Genomic DNA, 17,808 nt, shown 5'->3' with positions numbered 1-17,808 from the left:
GGCTCCGTGAGCGGTTTCCTGGCCGGTCTGGCCGTCGCCGTGCTGCCCCTGCTGGCCGCGGGCTTCTGGCTGGGGCGCCGCACGGCCCGCCCGCAGAACCTGGGCGGGCTCGGCACCCCGGTCGAGCACGCCACCTTCCAGACCCTGCACACCGCCTCCCTCGCCACACCCCCGCTGCGGGCCGGCCTGACCGAGGAGACGGCCGGCAAGTCCGCCCGCAAGCTGCGCTCCCTGCTCGGCACGGACGCGCTGTGCCTGACCGACCTCAAGGAAGTCCTGGTCTGGGACGGCGTCGGCGCCCATCACCGCACCGAGATCATGGAACGCCTCGCCGGCCCCCTGGAGACCGGCCGCGGCGAGGCCTTCCCGCTCACCTGCGACACCCCCGACTGCGCGGTGCGCTGGGCGGTCGTCGCCCCGCTCACCGTCGACGACCGGGTCCACGGTGCCCTCGTCGCCTGCGCGCCCCGCGAGTCCGCCGTCCTGGTCCGGGCGGCCGGCGAGGTCGCCCGCTGGGTCTCCGTCCAGCTGGAGCTGGCCGACCTCGACCAGTCCCGCACCCGGCTCATCGAGGCCGAGATCAAGGCCCTGCGCGCCCAGATCTCCCCCCACTTCATCTTCAACTCGCTCGCGGTCATCGCGTCCTTCGTGCGCACCGACCCCGAGCGCGCCCGCGAGCTGCTGCTGGAGTTCGCCGACTTCACCCGCTACTCGTTCCGCCGGCACGGCGACTTCACCACCCTCGCCGACGAGCTCCACGCCATCGACCACTACCTGGCCCTGGTGCGGGCCCGCTTCGGCGACCGCCTCGCCGTCACCCTCCAGGTCGCCCCCGAGGTGCTGCCGGTCGCCCTGCCCTTCCTCTGCCTCCAGCCGCTGGTCGAGAACGCGGTCAAGCACGGCCTGGAGGGCAAGGCCGACCGCTGCCGCATCCAGATCACCGCGCAGGACGCGGGGGCCGAGGCCCTGGTCGTCATCGAGGACGACGGCGCCGGTATGGACCCCGGCCTGCTCCGCCGCATCCTGGCGCGCGAGGTCAGCCCGTCGGGCGGCATCGGGCTGTCCAACGTCGACGACCGGCTCCGCCAGGTCTACGGAGACGACCACGGCCTCGTCATCGAGACGGCCGTCGGCGCGGGCATGAAAATCACGGTCCGGCTGCCGAAGTACCAGCCGGGCGTGCACTCGGCGGGCCGGCTCGGCCGCGAGTGAGTCGTCGGGTGCCCCGCCCCGGGCTCAGGCCCTGCGCGTGGTCACCAGTCCCAGGGTGATCAGGCCCAGCACGACCCAGCCGAACCACAGCCAGCCGTTGCTTCCGAGCGCCACCGTGTAGGCCGTCACCGCGACCAGGCCGCCGATGGTGAGCGCCCCCATCGTCTTCGTGGAACTGTCCGTGGAACCGGGCATCGCAACACCCTCCTCATGGTCCGTTCCCCTCCATGGTGCCCCCGTTCTGCCTCCGTACGGTGCAGACGACCAGATGTGAGCCGGATTTCCAGGCCCCCGCGGCGGTCCGGGACCCGGACTCGTACAGGGAGGGATCGAACCCGTAGTCGCGCGGCGGGAGCTCCCGCGCGCACGCGGCGTCCGCCGCGGCCGGTGCCTCGGCGAGCGTGACGTCGGGCGCCAGCCGGGCGAAACCGAGCACCTGTTCGTCGTGTCGACCGGCGCAGGACACGAGCCGGACCTCCCGTGCGGAGCGCACGTCGAGACAGTCCCGGCGCTGCATGGTCGCGGTGTCGGCGAACACCGACCCGGGCTCGCGATGCCGGCCGAGCGGTCCGTGCAGCGGCCCGTGCGCGCCCAGCACCAGGCAGGCCGTGCGCCGCCCGGCGGTGTCGAATCCACCGGCGGCGGGCACGACGGCCAGGCTGCGCACGCCGGCCAGCCGGTCCCGGACCTCCTGCGTCCGCGCCTCGCACCGACCGGGCCCCAGCGCGCGCGCCTCCTCGGCGGAGGTGGCGGGCACGAACGCCATCACCTGCCCGTCGGACGCCCCGCCCCGACAGGCCGGCGCCACGGTCAGGCGCGGTGTCCCCGTGAACCGGGCGCCACCGGGCCAGTGGGCGCGCACGCAGTCCCCGTCCTCCAGCGGCGCCGCGAGCCCCACGGCGGCGCCGTACGGCGCCCCGGTCGCGTCGGCGGCCCGGTCGCCCACGGCGTACCAGACGCCGCCGAGGGCGAGGATCAGACCGAGCCCGCCGGCGAAGGCGGCCCGCAGGGCCCGCGGGCGCGCCCTCCGGTGCCCGGCCGGGACGGAGGCGGCAGGGGCGGAGGAGCTGGCGGAGGCGGGGGTGACCCGGGCGGCGGCCCGTCGGCCGGCGGGGACGACCGGGCGGGCCACCGGCCCGGCCCCCGCGGCCCACGGCGGCTGCGAACCGGGGTCGGTCCGCGGCCGGACGTACGTCTCGCTCTGCGGCGTGACGATCCACGCCAGTTCCGCCTCGGCCTCCGCCACCGTGCCCCGCAGTGCGGGGTCCGCGGCGAGGAGCCTGTCCAGCAGGGGCCCCAGCGCACCGGCCCGCACGGGCGGGCGCGGCGTCTTCGTCCCCGCCGTGGCCGACCCCCGGTCGAGGGGAACGCGGCCCTCGACGGCGTAGTGGAGCGTGCGGCCCAGCGCGTACAGCCCGTCGTCGTCCGCCGGACCGGCGGTGCCGTCGCCCGTGAGCAGGATCCGGCCGTACGGCGCGCCCGCGCGGTCCGGCGCCAGCAGGATGTCGGCCGGCTCCACGCCCCGCTCCGGCCCGGAGGTCCACGCGTCGAGCACGGCGAGCCCGATCCGGGCGCAGTCGGCAGGGGCCGCCGGGCCGTGCCGGGCCACCAGCTCCCGCAGGTCCACGGCGCCCGCCACGTACTCCATGACGATCCACGGCGCGCCCTCGTGCCGCACCACGTCGTACACGGTCACCCGGTGCGGACGGACGCCCGGCCGCGGCAGGTTCCGGGTGCCGGTGCGGACGGTCTTCAGCGAGACCTCACGCCCCAGCCCCTGATCGTGGGCGAGCCACACCCGGCCCGCCCCGCCGTGGCCGAGCGGCCGCAGCAGCAGGTAGCGGCCGGCGATGACCCGGCCCACTGAAAACGCGTGATGCGCCATACCGCTCCCCCCGGGCGGTTCCCCCAACGCGCCACATGCTACTGAACGGTGCCGCCGTTCAGCCGCCGCGTGTGTTCAGTGAGGCCAGATAGGCGTTGTATGCCTCAAGTTCCTTGTCGCCGTTGCGGTCGGCGGCCCGGTCGGAGCGCCGCGCCTGCCGCTCTTCGGAGGCGTACCACTGGAACAGCAGCGCGAGCAGGACGAGCACGGACGGGACCTCGCTGAAGGCCCAGGCGATGCCGCCGGCCGCGTTCTGGTCGGAGAGCGCGTCGATGCCGAGCGAGGCGGACGGGTTCTGGAACGTCTCGACCATCGGCGAGGAGGCCATCATCAGTGCGATGCCGAAGAACGCGTGGAACGGCATGCCCGCGAACAGCTCCAGCATCCGCATCACGTAGCCCGGCCGGTGCGGGCCCGGGTCCACGCCCATGATCGGCCAGAAGAACACCAGTCCGACGGCGAGGAAGTGCACCATCATCCCGATGTGCCCGACCTTGGAGCCCATCAGGAAGTCGAAGAGGGGCGTGAAGTACAGCGCGTACAGGCTCGCGATGAACAGCGGGATGGTGAACGCGGGGTGCGTGATGATCCGCATGTACCGGCTGTGCAGCAGCATCAGCAGCAGCTCGCGGGGGCCCTTGCGGCCACGGCCCGCCGTGGGCAGCGCGCGCAGGGTCAGGGTGATCGGCGCGCCGAGCAGCAGCAGGATCGGCGACACCATGCTGATGATCATGTGCTGCACCATGTGCACGCTGAACATGACCATGCCGTAGTCGTTGAGCTTGGTGCACATCATCAGCCCGACGCTCAGCACACCGGCGACGAACGACACGGTCCGGCCCACCGGCCACTTGTCACCACGCCGGGTGAGCCGGACGACGCCCCAGCCGTACAGCGCCAGTCCCAGGAGGCAGGCGATCAGAAAGAAGGGGTCCGCCGACCACGCGAGACCTCGCCCCAGCGTGAACGGCGGCAGATCCATCGTCATGCCGTGCCCGCTGTGATCCATCCGCCGGCTCCTGTTTCGTGGGGGTTGAGCGCGGTTGAACGCCGCTTGTCCGAAGCAAGCCTAGAACCGCCCCCGGCCACACTTGCGACCGGGGGCGGGTGAAGCGCCCCAAAGGGGCGCGGGGAACTGCGCGATCAACCACAAACAACCCGCAGCCCGCGACGCACCAGTGGACCCGAGCTCTCAGCGGCCCTGAACATTCAGAGCACGCACTCCGCCTCCGCGTACCGCGCACTCGGCACCGTCTTCAACGACTCCACCGCCTCCGCGAGCGGCACCATCCGGATGTCCGTCCCGCGCAGGGCCGTCATCATCCCGAACTCACCCCGGTGCACCGCCTCCACCGCGTGCCACCCGAACCGCGTCGCCAGCACCCGGTCGTACGCCGTCGGCGTCCCGCCCCGCTGCACGTGCCCGAGGATCACCGGCCGGGCCTCCTTGCCGAGCCGCTCCTCCAGCTCGATCGAGAGCTGGCGGGCGATCCCGGCGAAGCGCTCGTGGCCGTAGACGTCCTTGCCGCCCTCGTCGAAGTCCATGGTGCCGGGCTTCGGCTTGGCACCCTCCGCGGCCACCACGATGGCGAACCGCTTGCCCGCCGAGAACCGCTCGCCGACCTTGGCGGTCAGCTCGTCGATGTCGAAGGGCCGCTCCGGGACGACGACGGCGTGGGCGCCGGCCGCCATGCCCGAGTGCAGCGCGATCCAGCCGGTGTGACGGCCCATGACCTCGACGATGAGCACCCGCTGGTGGGACTCCGCGGTGGTCTTCAGCCGGTCCAGCGCCTCCGTGGCGACGGTCACGGCGGTGTCGAAGCCGAAGGTGACGTCGGTGACCGCTATGTCGTTGTCGATGGTCTTCGGTACGCCCACGATCGGCAGGCCGTTGTCGGACAGCAGCCGGGCCGCCTTGAGCGTGCCCTCGCCGCCGATCGGGATGATCGCGTCCAGGCCGAGTTCCGCGACGTGGCCGCGGGCGCGCTCCACGCCGTCCCGCAGATGCTCGGGACGGACCCGGGAGGAGCCGAGGATGGTGCCGCCGCGGGCGAGTATGCCGCCCACCGCGTCGAGGTCGAGCTTGAGGTAGTCGCACTCCAGGAGGCCCTTCCAGCCGTCCCGGAAGCCGATGACCTCGTCGCCGTGGTCGACGACGGCGCGGTGTACGACGGACCGGATGACGGCGTTCAGGCCGGGGCAGTCGCCGCCGGACGTGAGGACACCAATGCGCATAGCCCGAAAAACCTTCTCAACGTGGCACGGGTCCGGACCGCGCTGTCCGGCTCGATCTCCGCCACCCTAGCGGCATCGGGGGGCGGGACCGAACCGTGCGTCCGCCTACTGGACGTGCCCGCTCACCTGTGCGGATGACGCATCAGACGGGCCCGCCCCACGAAGGTCAGGCAGGCTGCTGCGCGGCCGCGATGCGCTCGTTGCGGAGCGCCTCGTACCACCGGTCGTCGGTCGGCGGCAGCGCGTTCACGTCGAGGGCCAGCTTCAGCAGCAGGTCCGCGATCTGCGGGTTGCGCGCCAGCACCGGGCCGTGCATGTACGTGCCGAAGACCGTGTCGTTGTACGCGCCCTCCGTGCCGTCCCCGGTGCCGTTTCCGTTGCCGAAGCGGACCTGGGCCAGCGGGCGGGCGGTGGGGCCGAGGTGGGTGACGCCCTGGTGGTTCTCGAAGCCGGTCAGTGGCGGCAGGCCCAGGCGCGGGTCGATGTCGCCGAGGACGTCGCCGACGCACCGGGCGCCCTCTCCACGGGTCGAGACCACGTCGAGCAGGCCGAGGCCCGGCTCGCGCTGACCCAGGTCGTTGATGAACTCGTGGCCCAGGATCTGGTAGCCGGCGCAGACGGAGAAGACGATCGCGCCGTTCTCCACCGCCCGGTGCAGACCGCCGTCGCGGCGCAGCCGCTCGGCCGCGAGCCGCTGCGGGCGGTCCTCGCCGCCGCCGATCAGGTAGATGTCGCCCGAGGTCGGGATCGGCTGGTCGCTGCGCACGTCGAGCCGGGCCACGTCGAGGCCCCGCTGCCGCGCCCGGCGCTCCACGACCAGGGCGTTGCCCTGGTCGCCGTAGGTGCTGAGCAGGTCCGGGTAGATCCAGACGATCCGCAGTTGGTTGTCGCTCACGAAAGTCCCCTGAAATCTCGCGGTCAGTTGCCGACGCGGCGGCGCAGGTCCTGGAAGGCGGTGTAGTTCGCGATGACCTCGATGCGTCCCGGCGGGCACAGCTGCACCGCCTGGTCGAGGTCCTCGCACACCTGGAACTGCTGGTTCGCGACCTCCAGGCGCACCGCGAGGTCCAGCTTGCGGTCGCCGATCACGCAGATCGGGTGGCCGGTCAGCCGGGTGTAGTCCACGTCCCACAGCCAGGAGGTGTCGGTGCCGTCGGCGCCGCGCGCGTTCACCGAGAGGATCACCGGGGCCGGCGGCGGGTCGATCAGGGAGAAGGTCTCCAGCCAGCCCGCCGGGTTCTTGGCGAGCAGCAGGCGCAGGTCGCGGCCCTGGAACTGGACGACGTCGTAGCGCCCGGCGACCGCCTGCACCTGGTACATGCGCTCCAGGGCGACCTGCGGCGGCACCCCGAAGACGGCGGCGACGGCGGCCGAGGAGGCGGCGTTGGCCTTGTTGGCGCGGCCCGGCAGCTGGAGGTGGATCGGCCAGGCCGAGCCGTGCGGGTCGAGGACGTGGTCGCCGGACAGGGCCCAGCTCGGCGTCGGGCGGCGGAAGCCGCACTCGCCGCAGAACCAGTCGTCGCCCGGGCGCTGCATGACGCCGCCGCAGGACGGGCAGGACCAGGCGTCGTCCTTCCACATCTGCCCGGCGGCGACCCAGATCACGTTGGGGGAGGAGGACGCGGCCCACACCACGAGCGGGTCGTCGGCGTTGGCGACGACCACGGCCTTGGAGCCGGCCAGGCCCTCGCGCCAGTTCTCGGCGAGCATCCGGGTCTCGGCGGCGCGGTCGAGCTGGTCGCGGGAGAGGTTGAGCAGGGCGATGCACTTCGGCTCGGTGGCCTGGGCGACGCCGACGAGGTACTTCTCGTCGACTTCGATGACCCCGTACCGGGCGTCCGAACCGCCGGCGAGGGCCGAGGTGATGCCGGCCGGCATGTTGGCGCCGAGCGCGTTGGAGACGACCGGGCCGGCCGCCTTGAGCGCCTCGGCGATGAGCCGGGTGGTGGTGGTCTTGCCGTTGGTCGCCGAGACCAGCGTCACATCCAGGTGCTGGGCGAGCCGGCCGAGGAGGTCGGGGTCGAGCTTCAACGCGACCCGGCCGCCGATCACCGAACCGCTGCCGCGCCCCGCGGCGCGCGATGCCGCCGCGACCGCCTTGCCCGCGGTCACGGCGATCTTGGCCCGCGGCGTGAGCGGGTCCGAGTTGCCTGCCATCAGTTCTCGATCCTCCTTGCCGTACGCGCCGCGCCTGAAGCCTGTGAAGCCTGACGGCCACGTGGTGTGGACCTCAGCCTATCGAGATCCATTCGCACTCCCGAATCGCGGCACCGGCCACGCGGCCCCGGCGATGGGCGCGGACCGCCGGGAGACACACGGACCTTACTCTTGCCGCCATGCGACACGGCTCCATCCCGGGCGCCCACGGGCGCGTCCGTCCCCTCACCCTCCTCGGTGACCCCGTCCTGCACACCCCCTGCGCGGAGGTGACCGACTTCGGTCCGGAACTCGCCGCCCTCGTCGAGGACTTGTTCGCGACGATGTACGCCGCCCGCGGCGTCGGCCTGGCCGCGAACCAGGTCGGCGAGGCGCTGCGCGTCTTCGTGTACGACTGCCCGGACGACGAGGACGAGCGCCACCTCGGCCATGTGGTGAACCCGCGGCTGGTCGAGACCGGCGGGGTGGTGGTGCGCGGGCCGGAGGGCTGTCTGTCGCTGCCGGGGCTGGAGGCCGGGACCGAGCGCCACGACGAGGCGGTCGTCACCGGCTTCACGGTGACCGGGGAGCCGGTCACCGTGCGGGGATCGGGGTTCTTCGCCCGGTGCCTTCAGCACGAGTGCGATCATCTCGAGGGTGGGATCTACGTCGATCGCCTCACGGGGTGGCGCAGGCGGAGGGTGCTCCGCCAGGCCGGCAGGGCGGCCTGGAGCCGTTAGTACGCGCTGAGTACGTCCTGGCCGTCAGAAGCCGGGCCCGCCGACCTTGTCCCCGGCCTCGGCCAGCCGTCCCCACAGCAGGTCGGCCAGGCTGCGGACCAACTCCGCCCGGGAGCACGGGCGTTCGCCGAGCCACCAGTCCCCGGCGGCGTGCATCATGCCGACGATGCCGTGCCCCCAGACCCGGGCCAGCTGCCGGCTGCCCGGTCCCATGTCGAGGCGCTCCTCGATGACCGTGCCCAGTTCCTCGCCCATCCGGCGCAGCAGCGGCGCCGAGTGCTTGCCGACGTCGAAGCCCTGCTCGGCCTGGTCGCCCGGCGTGGTGGTGCCCTCCGCCGGGTGCATCAGGAAGCGGTACACCTGCGGGCGTGCCTCGATGGCCGCCAGATAGGTGTCCAGGGTGGACTCGACGCGCTCACGGCGGTCCGCCGGAGCGTCGAGGGCGGCCCGCAGCGAGGCGAGGAGGGCGTCCGTGTGCCGCTGGGCGAGGGCGGCGTACAGTCCGCCCTTGTCGCCGAAGTGACGGTAGAGGATCGGTTTGGTGATGCCGGCCTCGGCGGCGATGGCGTTCATCGAGGCCTGTGGGCCGTCGCGCAGCACCACCCGGTCGGCGGCCTCCAGCAGCTCGCGCCGTCTGCGGTCGGCGGACCGCTGCTGATCGGTCCGCTGCGTGGTGTCCATGAGCTCTCCCCACCCGTGCTGGTTCGGTGACGCCTGCGCAAACTAACACCCGTCGGGCGCCGGACATCGAACGGGAGGGCGACGCGTCCTCGGGAGTTGACTTTTCCTACCCACCGGTAACAGACTGCGGTTACCGCAAGTAACACGCAGGTGCGTCACTGGAGGGGACATGGCCGAGTTCACCATGGAGCTCAACGACGAACAGAAGGAGGTCCGGGACTGGCTGCACGGCTTCGCGGCCGACGTCATCCGTCCCGCGGCCGCCGAATGGGACGAGCGTGAGGAGACTCCCTGGCCGGTCATCCAGGAGGCCGCCAAGGTCGGCATCTACTCCCTCGACTTCTACGCCCAGCAGTACTTCGACCCCACCGGCCTCGGCATCCCCATGGCGATGGAGGAGCTGTTCTGGGGCGACGCCGGCATCGCCCTGTCCATCGTGGGCACCGGCCTCGCCGCCGTCGGCGTCCTCGCCAACGGCACCGAGGAGCAGATCGGCACCTGGATCCCCCAGATGTACGGCGACGCCAACGATGTCAAGGTCGCCGCCTTCTGCTCCTCCGAGCCGGACGCCGGCTCCGACGTGGCTTCCATGCGCACCCGTGCCGTGTACGACGAGGCCAAGGACGAGTGGGTGCTCAACGGCACCAAGACCTGGGCCACCAACGGCGGCATCGCCAATGTCCACGTCGTCGTCGCGGTCGTCGACCCGGAGCTGGGCTCCAAGGGCCACGCGTCGTTCATCGTCCCGCCGGGCACCGCCGGACTGTCCCAGGGCCAGAAGTTCAAGAAGCACGGCATCCGCGCCTCGCACACCGCCGAGGTGATCCTCGACAACGTGCGCGTCCCCGGCTCCTGCCTGCTCGGCGGCAAGGAGAAGCTGGACGCGCGCCTGGCCCGCGCCCGGGAGAAGGCGAAGAAGGGCGGCATGGGGGTCCCCCCGCTCGAGCGAAGCCGAGAGTGGGGGAGCGTGAAGAACGCGGCGATGGCCACCTTCGAGGCCTCGCGCCCGGCGGTCGGCGCCATGGCGGTGGGCACCGCCCGTGCCGCGTACGAGGTGGCGCTGGAGTACGCCCAGACGCGTGAGCAGTTCGGCCGCCCGATCATCGACAACCAGGGCGTCGCCTTCCAGCTCGCGGACATGCGCACGTCCATCGACGCGGCGCGGCTGCTGGTGTGGCGGGCCTCCTGGATGGCGATCAACGGCAAGCCGTTCACCGCCGCCGAGGGGTCGATGTCCAAGCTGTTCGCGAGTGAGACGGCGAAGAAGGTGACCGCCCAGGCGGTCCAGATCCTGGGCGGCAACGGGTACACGCGGGAGTACCCGGTGGAGCGGATGCACCGGGACTCCGCGATCTACACGATCTTCGAGGGGACGAGCGAGATCCAGCGCCTGGTGATCGCCCGGACCCTGGCGGGGATGCCGATCCGTTAGCGATGCCTGAGCGGCGTCAGCTGCTCGATGTCGTACTTGGCCCTCAGTGCCTCGATCGCCTCGTGGTCCGGAGGGCCACCGTCGGCGAGGATCTCGAGGAGTTCCTCGAAGTAGCGCTCGTGGTCCGGGGGCGGGCTCGCCTGGAAGAACATCTTGGCGGGTTCGCCCGTCGGGTTCGCGAACGCGTGGGGGCAGCCGGGGGGTACGACGATGACCGTGCCCGGCGTGGCGCGGACCACCTGGTTGCCCGAAGTCGACTCCCACTTCTGCCAGTTGTCGGGGGTGCGGACCCTCGGCTCGAAGGCGAGCACGTCCAGCTCGCCTTCGAGCACGTAGAACAGCTCCTCGCTGCGGGTGTGCACATGGGCGCCGACGTCGAAGCCCGGCGGCACGATCACCTCGAAGGTGGAGGCCATGCGCGAGTGCGAACCGGTCACCTTGAAGGTCACGTGCTGGGCGGGCGCCTGGACGACCCGCCCGTGACCCGGCGGCACCAGCAGCCCCTCCGTCTCCGTCATGGCCCGCTCACCCCGTGCCGGGCAGGGCGGGCAGGGCGAGGGCGGGCCGGTCCCGGACCGGCGGTGCGGTCCGGGACGTCGCTTCGGCACTCACGCCTGCCTCACGCCCTGCAGGTCGTCCGCCGTCTGCCAGCGGCCCAGGGACATCTCCGCGGTGATGCCGGGGCCGAAACCGGCCAGCAGCCCGCGCGCCCGGTCTTCGACGCCGCCCTCGTCGAAGAGCCTGCGCAGTGCGTCCAGGACGACGGCGCTGGCGATGTTGCCGTACTCGGTGAGGGTGGCCCGGCTGAACCGGAACGCGTGCGGGTCGACCTGCAGGAACGTGCTGAGGTCGTCCAGGATCCTGGGGCCGCCCGCGTGGACGATGTAGAAGTCCAGGTCGGAGGCGTCCCAGCCGTGGGTCCGCGCCAGCTCCTGCAGCGCCGGCGCGAGCGGTTCCATGGTGGCCGGCACCCGCTTGTCCAGCAGGAAGTGGAAGCCGGTCGCCTTCACGTCGTACATGATCCACTCTTCGGTCTTGGGGATCAGGTACGAGCCGTTGCGCTCCAGTCGGACACCGGTGCCGCCCCGTCCGCGGACCACCGCGGCGGCGACGCCGTCGCCGAAGAGGCCGTTGGAGAGCAGGGTGCCGATGCCGACGTCGGTGGGCTGGTAGCACAGCGAGCAGAACTCGCAGGCCACTATCAGCGCGTTGGCCTCGGGGTAGGCGCTGCAGAAGTCGTGCGCCCGGTTGATCCCCGCACCGCCGGCCGCGCAGCCCAGCTGGGCGATGGGAATCTGCCGCGTGGTGCTGTCGAAGCCCATCTCGTTGATCAGCCACGCCGTGAGCGAGGGCATCATGAAGCCCGTGCACGAGACGTAGATGATGACGTCGATGTCGGTGGCGAGCAGTTCCGCGTCGTCGAGCGCCCGTTGGACCACGGCCGGGACGCGGGCCTTCGCCTCGCGCTCGTACAGCCTGTTGCGGTCCTCGAACCCGGGGTGCTTCAGAGTCTCCTCGATGGGCTGCACGATGTGCCTCGTGCGCACTCCGGTGTTCTCTATCAGCCGGAGGGCCAGCGCCAGTTGGGGATGGTCGTTGTGACGCTCGCGAGCCAGCTCCAGCGTCTGCTCCATCGTGATCACGTGCTCGGGCACGGACACCGAGGGTCTGCACAATGTCGCCATGAACCGTACCTGCTTTCGCCTCGCGGGAAGGCTTGCGCCACCCGGTCGGAAAGTGGTGCACCCATTGGGGGTGCTCCTCCACGGTCACTCACCGGGCCCGCGATCTCTCGCGGGGGTACTCCATCTCAGTGAAAGTCCCCGACGGCAGGTGTAGGTCGCGTCAGGTGGACCGGTCGCTGCTGTGGGCGATGCAGGCCACGTCGATCCGGTCGGCCAGCTTGGCGAGCTCGATGGTCAGGGCCGCGACGGTGTCCTCGTCCAGGCTCTCCTCGCCGGCCTCGACCAGCCGCAGCCATCGCCCGCCCACCGTGCGCAGCAGCTTGCTCACGTCGGACGCGGCGACCTGGAGGGTGCCGCGGTCGTCGACGATCAGAGGCAGGGTCACTTCGCGGTTCACAGGGGCGATCGTAGTCGCGGAAGGCTCACGCCCCGTGCCACACGGTGGTGATGTTGCAGAACTCGCGGATTCCGTGCCCGGACAGCTCACGCCCGTAGCCCGACCGCTTGACGCCGCCGAACGGGAACGCCGGATGCGACGCCGTCATGCCGTTGACGTACACACCGCCCGCCTCCAGATCCCGTACGAAACGGTCCACATCGGCGTCGTCACGCGTCCAGACGTTCGAACTGAGGCCGAAGTCCGTGTCGTTGGCGATCAGCACCGCCTCGTCCAGGTCGGCCGCACGGTACAGCGTGGCGACCGGGCCGAAGGCCTCCTCACGGTGGATGCGCATCCGGCGGGTGACGTCGGCCAGCACGGTCGGCGGGTAGTACCAGCCGGGTCCCTCGGGGCGTTCGCCGCCGCACAGCACCGTCGCTCCGCCGCGCACCGCGTCGTCGACCAAGGAGACGAGGTCGTCCACCCCCTGCTCGCTGGAGAGCGGGCCGACCTCCGTCTCCTCGTCCATCGGGTCGCCGACCCGCAGTGCCTTCATGCCCTCGGTGAAGCGCTCGACGAAGGCGTCGTACACGTCCGTGTGCACGATGAACCGCTTGGCGGCGATGCACGACTGACCGGCGTTCTGCGTGCGCGCGTTCACCGCGACCCGGGCGGCCCGGTCGATGTCGGCGGACGGCATGACGACGAACGGGTCGCTGCCGCCCAGCTCCAGCACCGTCTTCTTGACCATCTCGCCGGCGGTGGAGGCGACCGCGCGGCCGGCCGGCTCGCTGCCGGTGAGGGTGGCGGCCCGCACGCGCTCGTCGCGCAGGATGTCGTCGACGGCGGCCGAGCCGATGAGCAGGGTCTGGAAGCAGCCCTCGGGGAAGCCCGCCCGGTGGAACAGGTCCTCCAGGTACAGGGCGGTCTGCGGCACGTTCGAGGCGTGCTTGAGCAGCCCGACGTTGCCTGCCATCAGCGCGGGCGCCGCGAAGCGGATCACCTGCCAGAGCGGGAAGTTCCAGGGCATCACCGCGAGTACGGGACCGAGCGGCCGGTAGCGGACCAGCGCGCGGGAGGCGCCGGAGTCCTTCACGTCGGAGTCGGCGGGCTCCTCGTCGGCGAGCAGGGCGGCCGCGTGGTCGGCGTACCAGCGCATCGCCCTGGCGCACTTGGCGGCCTCGGCGCGGGCCTGCTTGACCGGCTTGCCCATCTCGGTGGTGATGACCTTGCCGATCTCCTCCTGGTCCGCCTCCAGCAGGTCGGCGGCACGGTGCATGAGCCCGGCCCGCTCGTCGAAGGCCGTCGTCCGGTACGTGCGGAAGGTGGCCTCGGCGAGCTGGAGCCGGCGCTCGATCTCCTCCTCGCCCATGGCCTCGTACGTCCTGAGCGTCTCGCCGTTCGCCGGGTTCACCGTCGCGATGGGCATGGCCGACCTCCCTGGGTGCAGACTCGTGTTTCGACCTTGGCGCGCGGCAGGGGGTGCCGCAACGCGGACTCGTCTGGTCGGTAACGCGGACTCGTCCGGTCGGTTCTCGTCAGTTCTCGCCGTGCGGGTGCTCAGCCAGTCGGTCGAGAAACGTCGCCTGGGCCTTCACGATCACCGCGCGCGCCCGGTCCACCGTGAACCACGCCACCCGGTCCAGCTCCGGGAACTCCTCGATCCGGCCCGACCGCGGCGGCCACTCCATGCGGAACGTGCCGGGGACGACCGTCGCCGGATCGAGGTCGGCCTCGATCGCCCAGGCCGTGACGACCTTGCCGCCGGACTGGCGGACCTCGCCGAGCGGGACGGCCTCGCCGTCGGGCGGCGGCAGCCCCAGCTCCTCCTCGAACTCCCGCCGGGCCGCGTCCCAGGCCGGTTCGGCGGGGTCGTACTCGCCTTTCGGGATCGTCCACGACCCGGCGTCGCGGCGGGCGTGGAAGGGGCCGCCCATGTGGCCGAGCAGCACCTGCCGGCCGTGGGCGGTGGGGCGGTGCAGGAGCAGGCCCGCGCTGCGTCTCACGGGGCCACTCCGGGGTGCGCGGCGAGCAGCGTCTCCACCGTGTCCGCCTCCTCGGGGCGCTTGTCGTCGCGGTAGCGGATCACACGGGCGAAGCGGAGGGTGACGCCGGCCGGGTAGCGGGTGGAGCGCTGGAGGCCGTCGTAGGCGATCTCGACGACGAGTTCGGGGCGTACGGTCACGCCCCAGGCGTGTTCCTCGACGGCCAGCTGTCGGAGGCGCTCGGTCTGCCAGGTCAGCAGCGCGTCGGTCATGCCCTTGAAGGTCTTGCCGAGCATGGCGAAGGAGCCGTCGGCGGTGCGGGCGCCCAGGTGGAGGTTGGAGAGCTTGCCGGTGCGGCGGCCGTGGCCCCACTCGGCGGCCAGGACGACCAGGTCGAGGGTGTGCACGGGCTTGACCTTCAGCCAGGACGCGCCGCGCCGGCCCGCGCTGTAGGCGGCGTCGACCGCCTTGACGACGACGCCCTCGTGGCCGCGTGCGAGGGTCGCGGCGAGGAACTCCTCCGCGGCCGGGATCTCCTCGGGCCCCCGTACCAGCGTGCGCCGCACCCGCGTCGGCTCCGGGACCAGACGGGCCAGCTCCGCGTGCCGCTCGGTCAGCGGCAGGTCGAGCAGGTCGCGGCCGTTGACGGACAGCGCGTCGAAGAACACCACGGAGACGGGCACCGCCCGCGCGGCCGTGGCCACGTCCGTGCGGGAACCGACCCGCCCGGCGGTCTCCTGGAACGAACGGGGGCGTCCACTCCCGTCGAGGGAGATCGCCTCGCCGTCCAGGATGAACCGCTCGCCCGGCAGTGCGAGGGCTGTCGCGGTCACCTCGGGGAGCCGGTCGGTGATGTCGTCCAGGGTGCGGGTGTAGACGCGCACGGTGTCCGCCACCCGGTGCACCTGGACGCGGATGCCGTCCAGCTTCTCCTCCACGGCCGAGGCGCCCAGCTTGCCGACCGCCTCGGAGACCGAGGAGGCGCTGTGCGCCAGCATCGGCAGGACGGGGCGGCCGACGGTGAGCCGGAAGCGGTCCAGGGCGCCGGGCCCTTCGGCGAGCAGGGCCTCGGCCACCGTCTGCAGGGAGCCCGCGAGCATCACCGCGCGCCGTACGTCCGCCGACGGCGCCCCGGTCGCCGCGGCCAGGCCCTCGACGGCGACCGCGTCCAGGGCGCCCTGCCGGACCTCGCCGGTGAGCAGCCCGACCAGGAAGCGCTGCTCGTCCTCGGTGGCCGCGCCCATCAGCTCGCCGACCAGGCGGGTGCGCTCGGCCTGCGCACCGGCGCCGGAGACCGCGCCGAGCCGCGTGATCAGGGCGTCCACCTCGCGCACGGTCAGGGTCGGTGCGGCGGCCGGTTCGACCCGCCGGCCCAGCACCTTCCAGCCGACGCCGATCCGGCCCTGGGGGAGCCGCCCCGCCAGGTACGGGATGACGACCGGCACGTCCTCCGCCTCCGCCTCCCGGAACAACTCCGCGAGCAGGGCGGTCTTCCGGGACCGCGCCGAGGTGGCGGCGACCTCCCGGGACACCTGGGCCAACCGGGCAAGCAGCATGCAGTCAGGGTGCACCGGGGAGGGCGGGTGTACACCCTCGGACGACCGTCCCGTCCTCTCCCGGTGGCGGGCGGCGTGCGGCGTGCGGCGCGTTCGTTCAGCCGGTGACGGTCGCGTCCAGGTCCGACATGATCAGGTCGCCGACGATCGCCGCCGCCGCGCGGTAGCCGCCGCTCGCCGCGTGGACGACCTGCTCGGCGAAGCCCATCGCGTTGCCGGCGGTCCACACCCCGGGCACGGTGGTCCGGCCCGTCGGGTCGACCACGGGGTAGGCGCCGAACGGGGTCTCCTGCAGTTCGGCACCCAGCCGCTCCATCAGGCCGGTCTGCGGTACGGCGCGCGGGGCGACGAAGAGCACCGAGCGGTCGTGCGTCGAGCCGTCGGCCAGTCGCACCCCGGTGAGCCGGTCGTCCTCGACCCGCAGCCCGGCGACCTCGCCCGGCACCACCTTGACCCGGGCCGCGGCGAGCCGGCGCAGGTCGTCGTCGGACAGCTCCGGCTCGGCGACCGTGTGCAGGAAGAGGGTCACGTCGTCCGACCAGCCGGACACCATCAGCGCCTGGTGCACGCTCATCGGGCTGGTGGCGAGTACGCCGAAGCGCTCGTCCCGCACCTCCCAGCCGTGGCAGAACGGGCAGTGCAGCACGTCCCGGCCGAACCGTTCGGCCACGCCGGGCACCGTCGGCAGCTCGTCCTCGAGCCCGGTGGTGACGATCAGCCGGCGGGCGTGCGCGATCCGTCCGCCGGCCAGCTCCACGGCGAAGTCCTCGCCCCGGGACACGTCCACCACCCGGTCGCGGACGAGCTCCACGCCGTACCGCGCGATCTCCTCCCGGCCCAGCGCCAGGAACTCGGCCGGCGGCATGCCGTCCCGGGTCAGGTACCCCTGCATGTGGTCCGAGGGCGCGTTGCGCGGCTCACCGGCGTCGACGACCAGGGTGCGCCGCCGTGAGCGGCCCAGGACGAGTGCGGCGGACAGCCCGGCCGCGCCGCCACCGACCACGATCACGTCGTACGTCCCGGTCAGGGCCGGGTCCTCGCTCCGGGGCATGGTGCTCTGGGTCATCGTGCTCTGGGGCATCGTGCTCTGGGTCATCGTGCTCTGGGTCATCGTGCTCTGGGTCATCGTGCTCTGGGTCATGGTGACCACCTCCACGGCAAAGGTCGCCCGGGATCCACGGGATTGACAAATGTGTTTGCCGGTTCTGCAATATCCGCATGACTGCAGACGACGTTCTCGCCGGTGTCGGGCCGAGGCTCCGCCAGGTCCGCAAGGAGCGGGAGGTGACCCTGGCGGCCCTGTCCGAGACGACCGGCATCTCGGTGAGCACCCTCTCGCGGCTGGAGTCGGGGCTGCGCAAACCGAGCCTCGAACTGCTGCTGCCGATCGCCCAGGCCCACCAGGTGCCGCTGGACGAGCTGGTCGGCGCCCCGCCGGTCGGCGACCCCCGGGTGCGGTCCGAGCCGATCGTGCGCCACGGCCGCACCCACTGGCCCCTGACCCGCCAGCCGGGCGGACTCCAGGCCTTCAAGGTGCTGGAGCCCCGGCGGAAGGAGGAGCCGGACCCGCGCACCCACGAGGGGTACGAGTGGCTCTACGTCCTGTCCGGCCGGCTGCGCCTCGTGCTCGGCGACCACGACGTCGTGCTGTCGGCCGGGGAGGCCGCCGAGTTCGACACGCGGGTGCCGCACTGGTTCGGGTCGACGGGGGAGGGTCCGGTGGAGTTCCTCAGCCTGTTCGGGCCCCAGGGCGAGCGGATGCACGTACGGGCGCGGCCCACCGCCCGGTCGTGACGGACGACCGCGTGGAAGCTGTTCCCTGATCGGCAAGCGACCGCTTAGTATGCGGGAGACCCGGTCGGACGAAGTCGGTGGAGGCCCC

At 72.3% G+C, this 17,808-nt stretch carries 18 protein-coding genes; 4 read left to right on the top strand and 14 right to left on the bottom strand.

What is annotated here, in order from left to right:
- Positions 1–6: 6 nt before the first annotated feature.
- Entirely contained in the window at positions 7–1,212 is a 1,206-nt protein-coding gene (locus ACIGO6_RS28205; protein ID WP_399881372.1) for a sensor histidine kinase, read from the top strand.
- Between the two features lie 24 nt (positions 1,213–1,236).
- Here the strand turns inward: ACIGO6_RS28205 and ACIGO6_RS28200 are convergent, their stop codons facing one another.
- From ACIGO6_RS28200 to ACIGO6_RS28175, 6 genes are all read right to left on the bottom strand, one after another.
- Positions 1,237–1,407 (bottom strand): hypothetical protein, encoded by a 171-nt coding sequence (locus ACIGO6_RS28200; RefSeq protein ID WP_399881108.1) that lies wholly within the window; start codon positions 1,405–1,407, stop codon positions 1,237–1,239.
- A gap of 13 nt (positions 1,408–1,420) precedes the next feature.
- A complete protein-coding gene (locus tag ACIGO6_RS28195) occupies positions 1,421–3,097 on the bottom strand; it encodes a septum formation family protein (RefSeq protein WP_399881106.1) in 1,677 nt (558 codons plus the stop codon).
- Positions 3,098–3,155: 58 nt separating this feature from the next.
- Complete coding sequence (locus tag ACIGO6_RS28190; protein ID WP_399881104.1) at positions 3,156–4,106, bottom strand: cytochrome c oxidase assembly protein; 951 nt, start codon at positions 4,104–4,106, stop codon at positions 3,156–3,158.
- 200 nt (positions 4,107–4,306) lie between these two features.
- Complete coding sequence (locus tag ACIGO6_RS28185; RefSeq protein ID WP_399881102.1) at positions 4,307–5,332, bottom strand: 6-phosphofructokinase; 1,026 nt, start codon at positions 5,330–5,332, stop codon at positions 4,307–4,309.
- 166 nt (positions 5,333–5,498) lie between these two features.
- Entirely contained in the window at positions 5,499–6,227 is a 729-nt protein-coding gene (locus tag ACIGO6_RS28180; RefSeq protein WP_019327484.1) for a type 1 glutamine amidotransferase, read from the bottom strand.
- Between the two features lie 23 nt (positions 6,228–6,250).
- Positions 6,251–7,489, bottom strand: coding sequence for a MurT ligase domain-containing protein (locus tag ACIGO6_RS28175; RefSeq protein WP_399881100.1), 1,239 nt, complete (start codon positions 7,487–7,489; stop codon positions 6,251–6,253).
- Between the two features lie 179 nt (positions 7,490–7,668).
- Here ACIGO6_RS28175 and def point away from each other — a divergent pair, with 179 nt between their 5' ends.
- Positions 7,669–8,208 (top strand): peptide deformylase, encoded by a 540-nt coding sequence (def, locus tag ACIGO6_RS28170; protein WP_399881098.1) that lies wholly within the window; start codon positions 7,669–7,671, stop codon positions 8,206–8,208.
- A gap of 24 nt (positions 8,209–8,232) precedes the next feature.
- Here the strand turns inward: def and ACIGO6_RS28165 are convergent, their stop codons facing one another.
- A complete protein-coding gene (locus ACIGO6_RS28165) occupies positions 8,233–8,889 on the bottom strand; it encodes a TetR family transcriptional regulator (protein ID WP_399881096.1) in 657 nt (218 codons plus the stop codon).
- 169 nt (positions 8,890–9,058) lie between these two features.
- On the opposite strand from ACIGO6_RS28165, the gene ACIGO6_RS28160 reads away from it, so the two are divergent.
- Positions 9,059–10,321, top strand: coding sequence for an acyl-CoA dehydrogenase family protein (locus ACIGO6_RS28160; RefSeq protein WP_399881094.1), 1,263 nt, complete (start codon positions 9,059–9,061; stop codon positions 10,319–10,321).
- Here the strand turns inward: ACIGO6_RS28160 and ACIGO6_RS28155 are convergent.
- The 7 genes from ACIGO6_RS28155 to ACIGO6_RS28125 all read right to left on the bottom strand — a co-directional run bounded on the left by ACIGO6_RS28155 (position 10,318) and on the right by ACIGO6_RS28125 (position 16,992).
- Positions 10,318–10,839, bottom strand: a complete 522-nt coding sequence (locus ACIGO6_RS28155; RefSeq protein WP_399881092.1) for a cupin domain-containing protein — start codon at positions 10,837–10,839, stop codon at positions 10,318–10,320. The genes ACIGO6_RS28160 and ACIGO6_RS28155 overlap by 4 nt on opposite strands.
- Before the next feature lie 90 nt (positions 10,840–10,929).
- Positions 10,930–12,006 carry a type III polyketide synthase gene (locus ACIGO6_RS28150; RefSeq protein ID WP_399881090.1) on the bottom strand — a complete coding sequence of 359 codons (1,077 nt, stop codon included), beginning with the start codon at positions 12,004–12,006 and terminating at the stop codon, positions 10,930–10,932.
- Positions 12,007–12,166: 160 nt separating this feature from the next.
- Positions 12,167–12,403, bottom strand: a complete 237-nt coding sequence (locus ACIGO6_RS28145; protein ID WP_399881088.1) for a DUF6213 family protein — start codon at positions 12,401–12,403, stop codon at positions 12,167–12,169.
- A gap of 25 nt (positions 12,404–12,428) precedes the next feature.
- Positions 12,429–13,814: an NADP-dependent succinic semialdehyde dehydrogenase gene (locus ACIGO6_RS28140; protein WP_399881086.1), complete on the bottom strand. Its 1,386-nt coding sequence runs from the start codon at positions 13,812–13,814 to the stop codon at positions 12,429–12,431.
- A gap of 109 nt (positions 13,815–13,923) precedes the next feature.
- The gene (locus tag ACIGO6_RS28135) at positions 13,924–14,391 is read right to left on the bottom strand and encodes an NUDIX domain-containing protein (protein ID WP_399881084.1); all 468 of its coding nucleotides are present in this window, start codon (positions 14,389–14,391) and stop codon (positions 13,924–13,926) included.
- The gene (locus ACIGO6_RS28130) at positions 14,388–15,926 is read right to left on the bottom strand and encodes an ATP-dependent DNA ligase (RefSeq protein ID WP_399881082.1); all 1,539 of its coding nucleotides are present in this window, start codon (positions 15,924–15,926) and stop codon (positions 14,388–14,390) included. The genes ACIGO6_RS28135 and ACIGO6_RS28130 overlap by 4 nt, the downstream gene beginning before the upstream one ends.
- Positions 15,927–16,023: 97 nt before the next feature.
- Positions 16,024–16,992, bottom strand: a complete 969-nt coding sequence (locus ACIGO6_RS28125) for an NAD(P)/FAD-dependent oxidoreductase (protein WP_399881370.1) — start codon at positions 16,990–16,992, stop codon at positions 16,024–16,026.
- A gap of 152 nt (positions 16,993–17,144) precedes the next feature.
- On the opposite strand from ACIGO6_RS28125, the gene ACIGO6_RS28120 reads away from it, so the two are divergent.
- On the top strand, positions 17,145–17,720 hold the full coding sequence (locus ACIGO6_RS28120; protein WP_399881080.1) for a helix-turn-helix domain-containing protein: 576 nt from the start codon (positions 17,145–17,147) through the stop codon (positions 17,718–17,720).
- Positions 17,721–17,808 lie beyond the last annotated feature (88 nt).

The organism is Streptomyces sp. NPDC053750 (genome assembly GCF_044544295.1).
Lineage (GTDB): Bacteria > Actinomycetota > Actinomycetes > Streptomycetales > Streptomycetaceae > Streptomyces.
The sequence above is the reverse complement of the archived record's forward strand: the minus strand, read 5'-3'. Positions and strand labels throughout refer to the sequence as shown.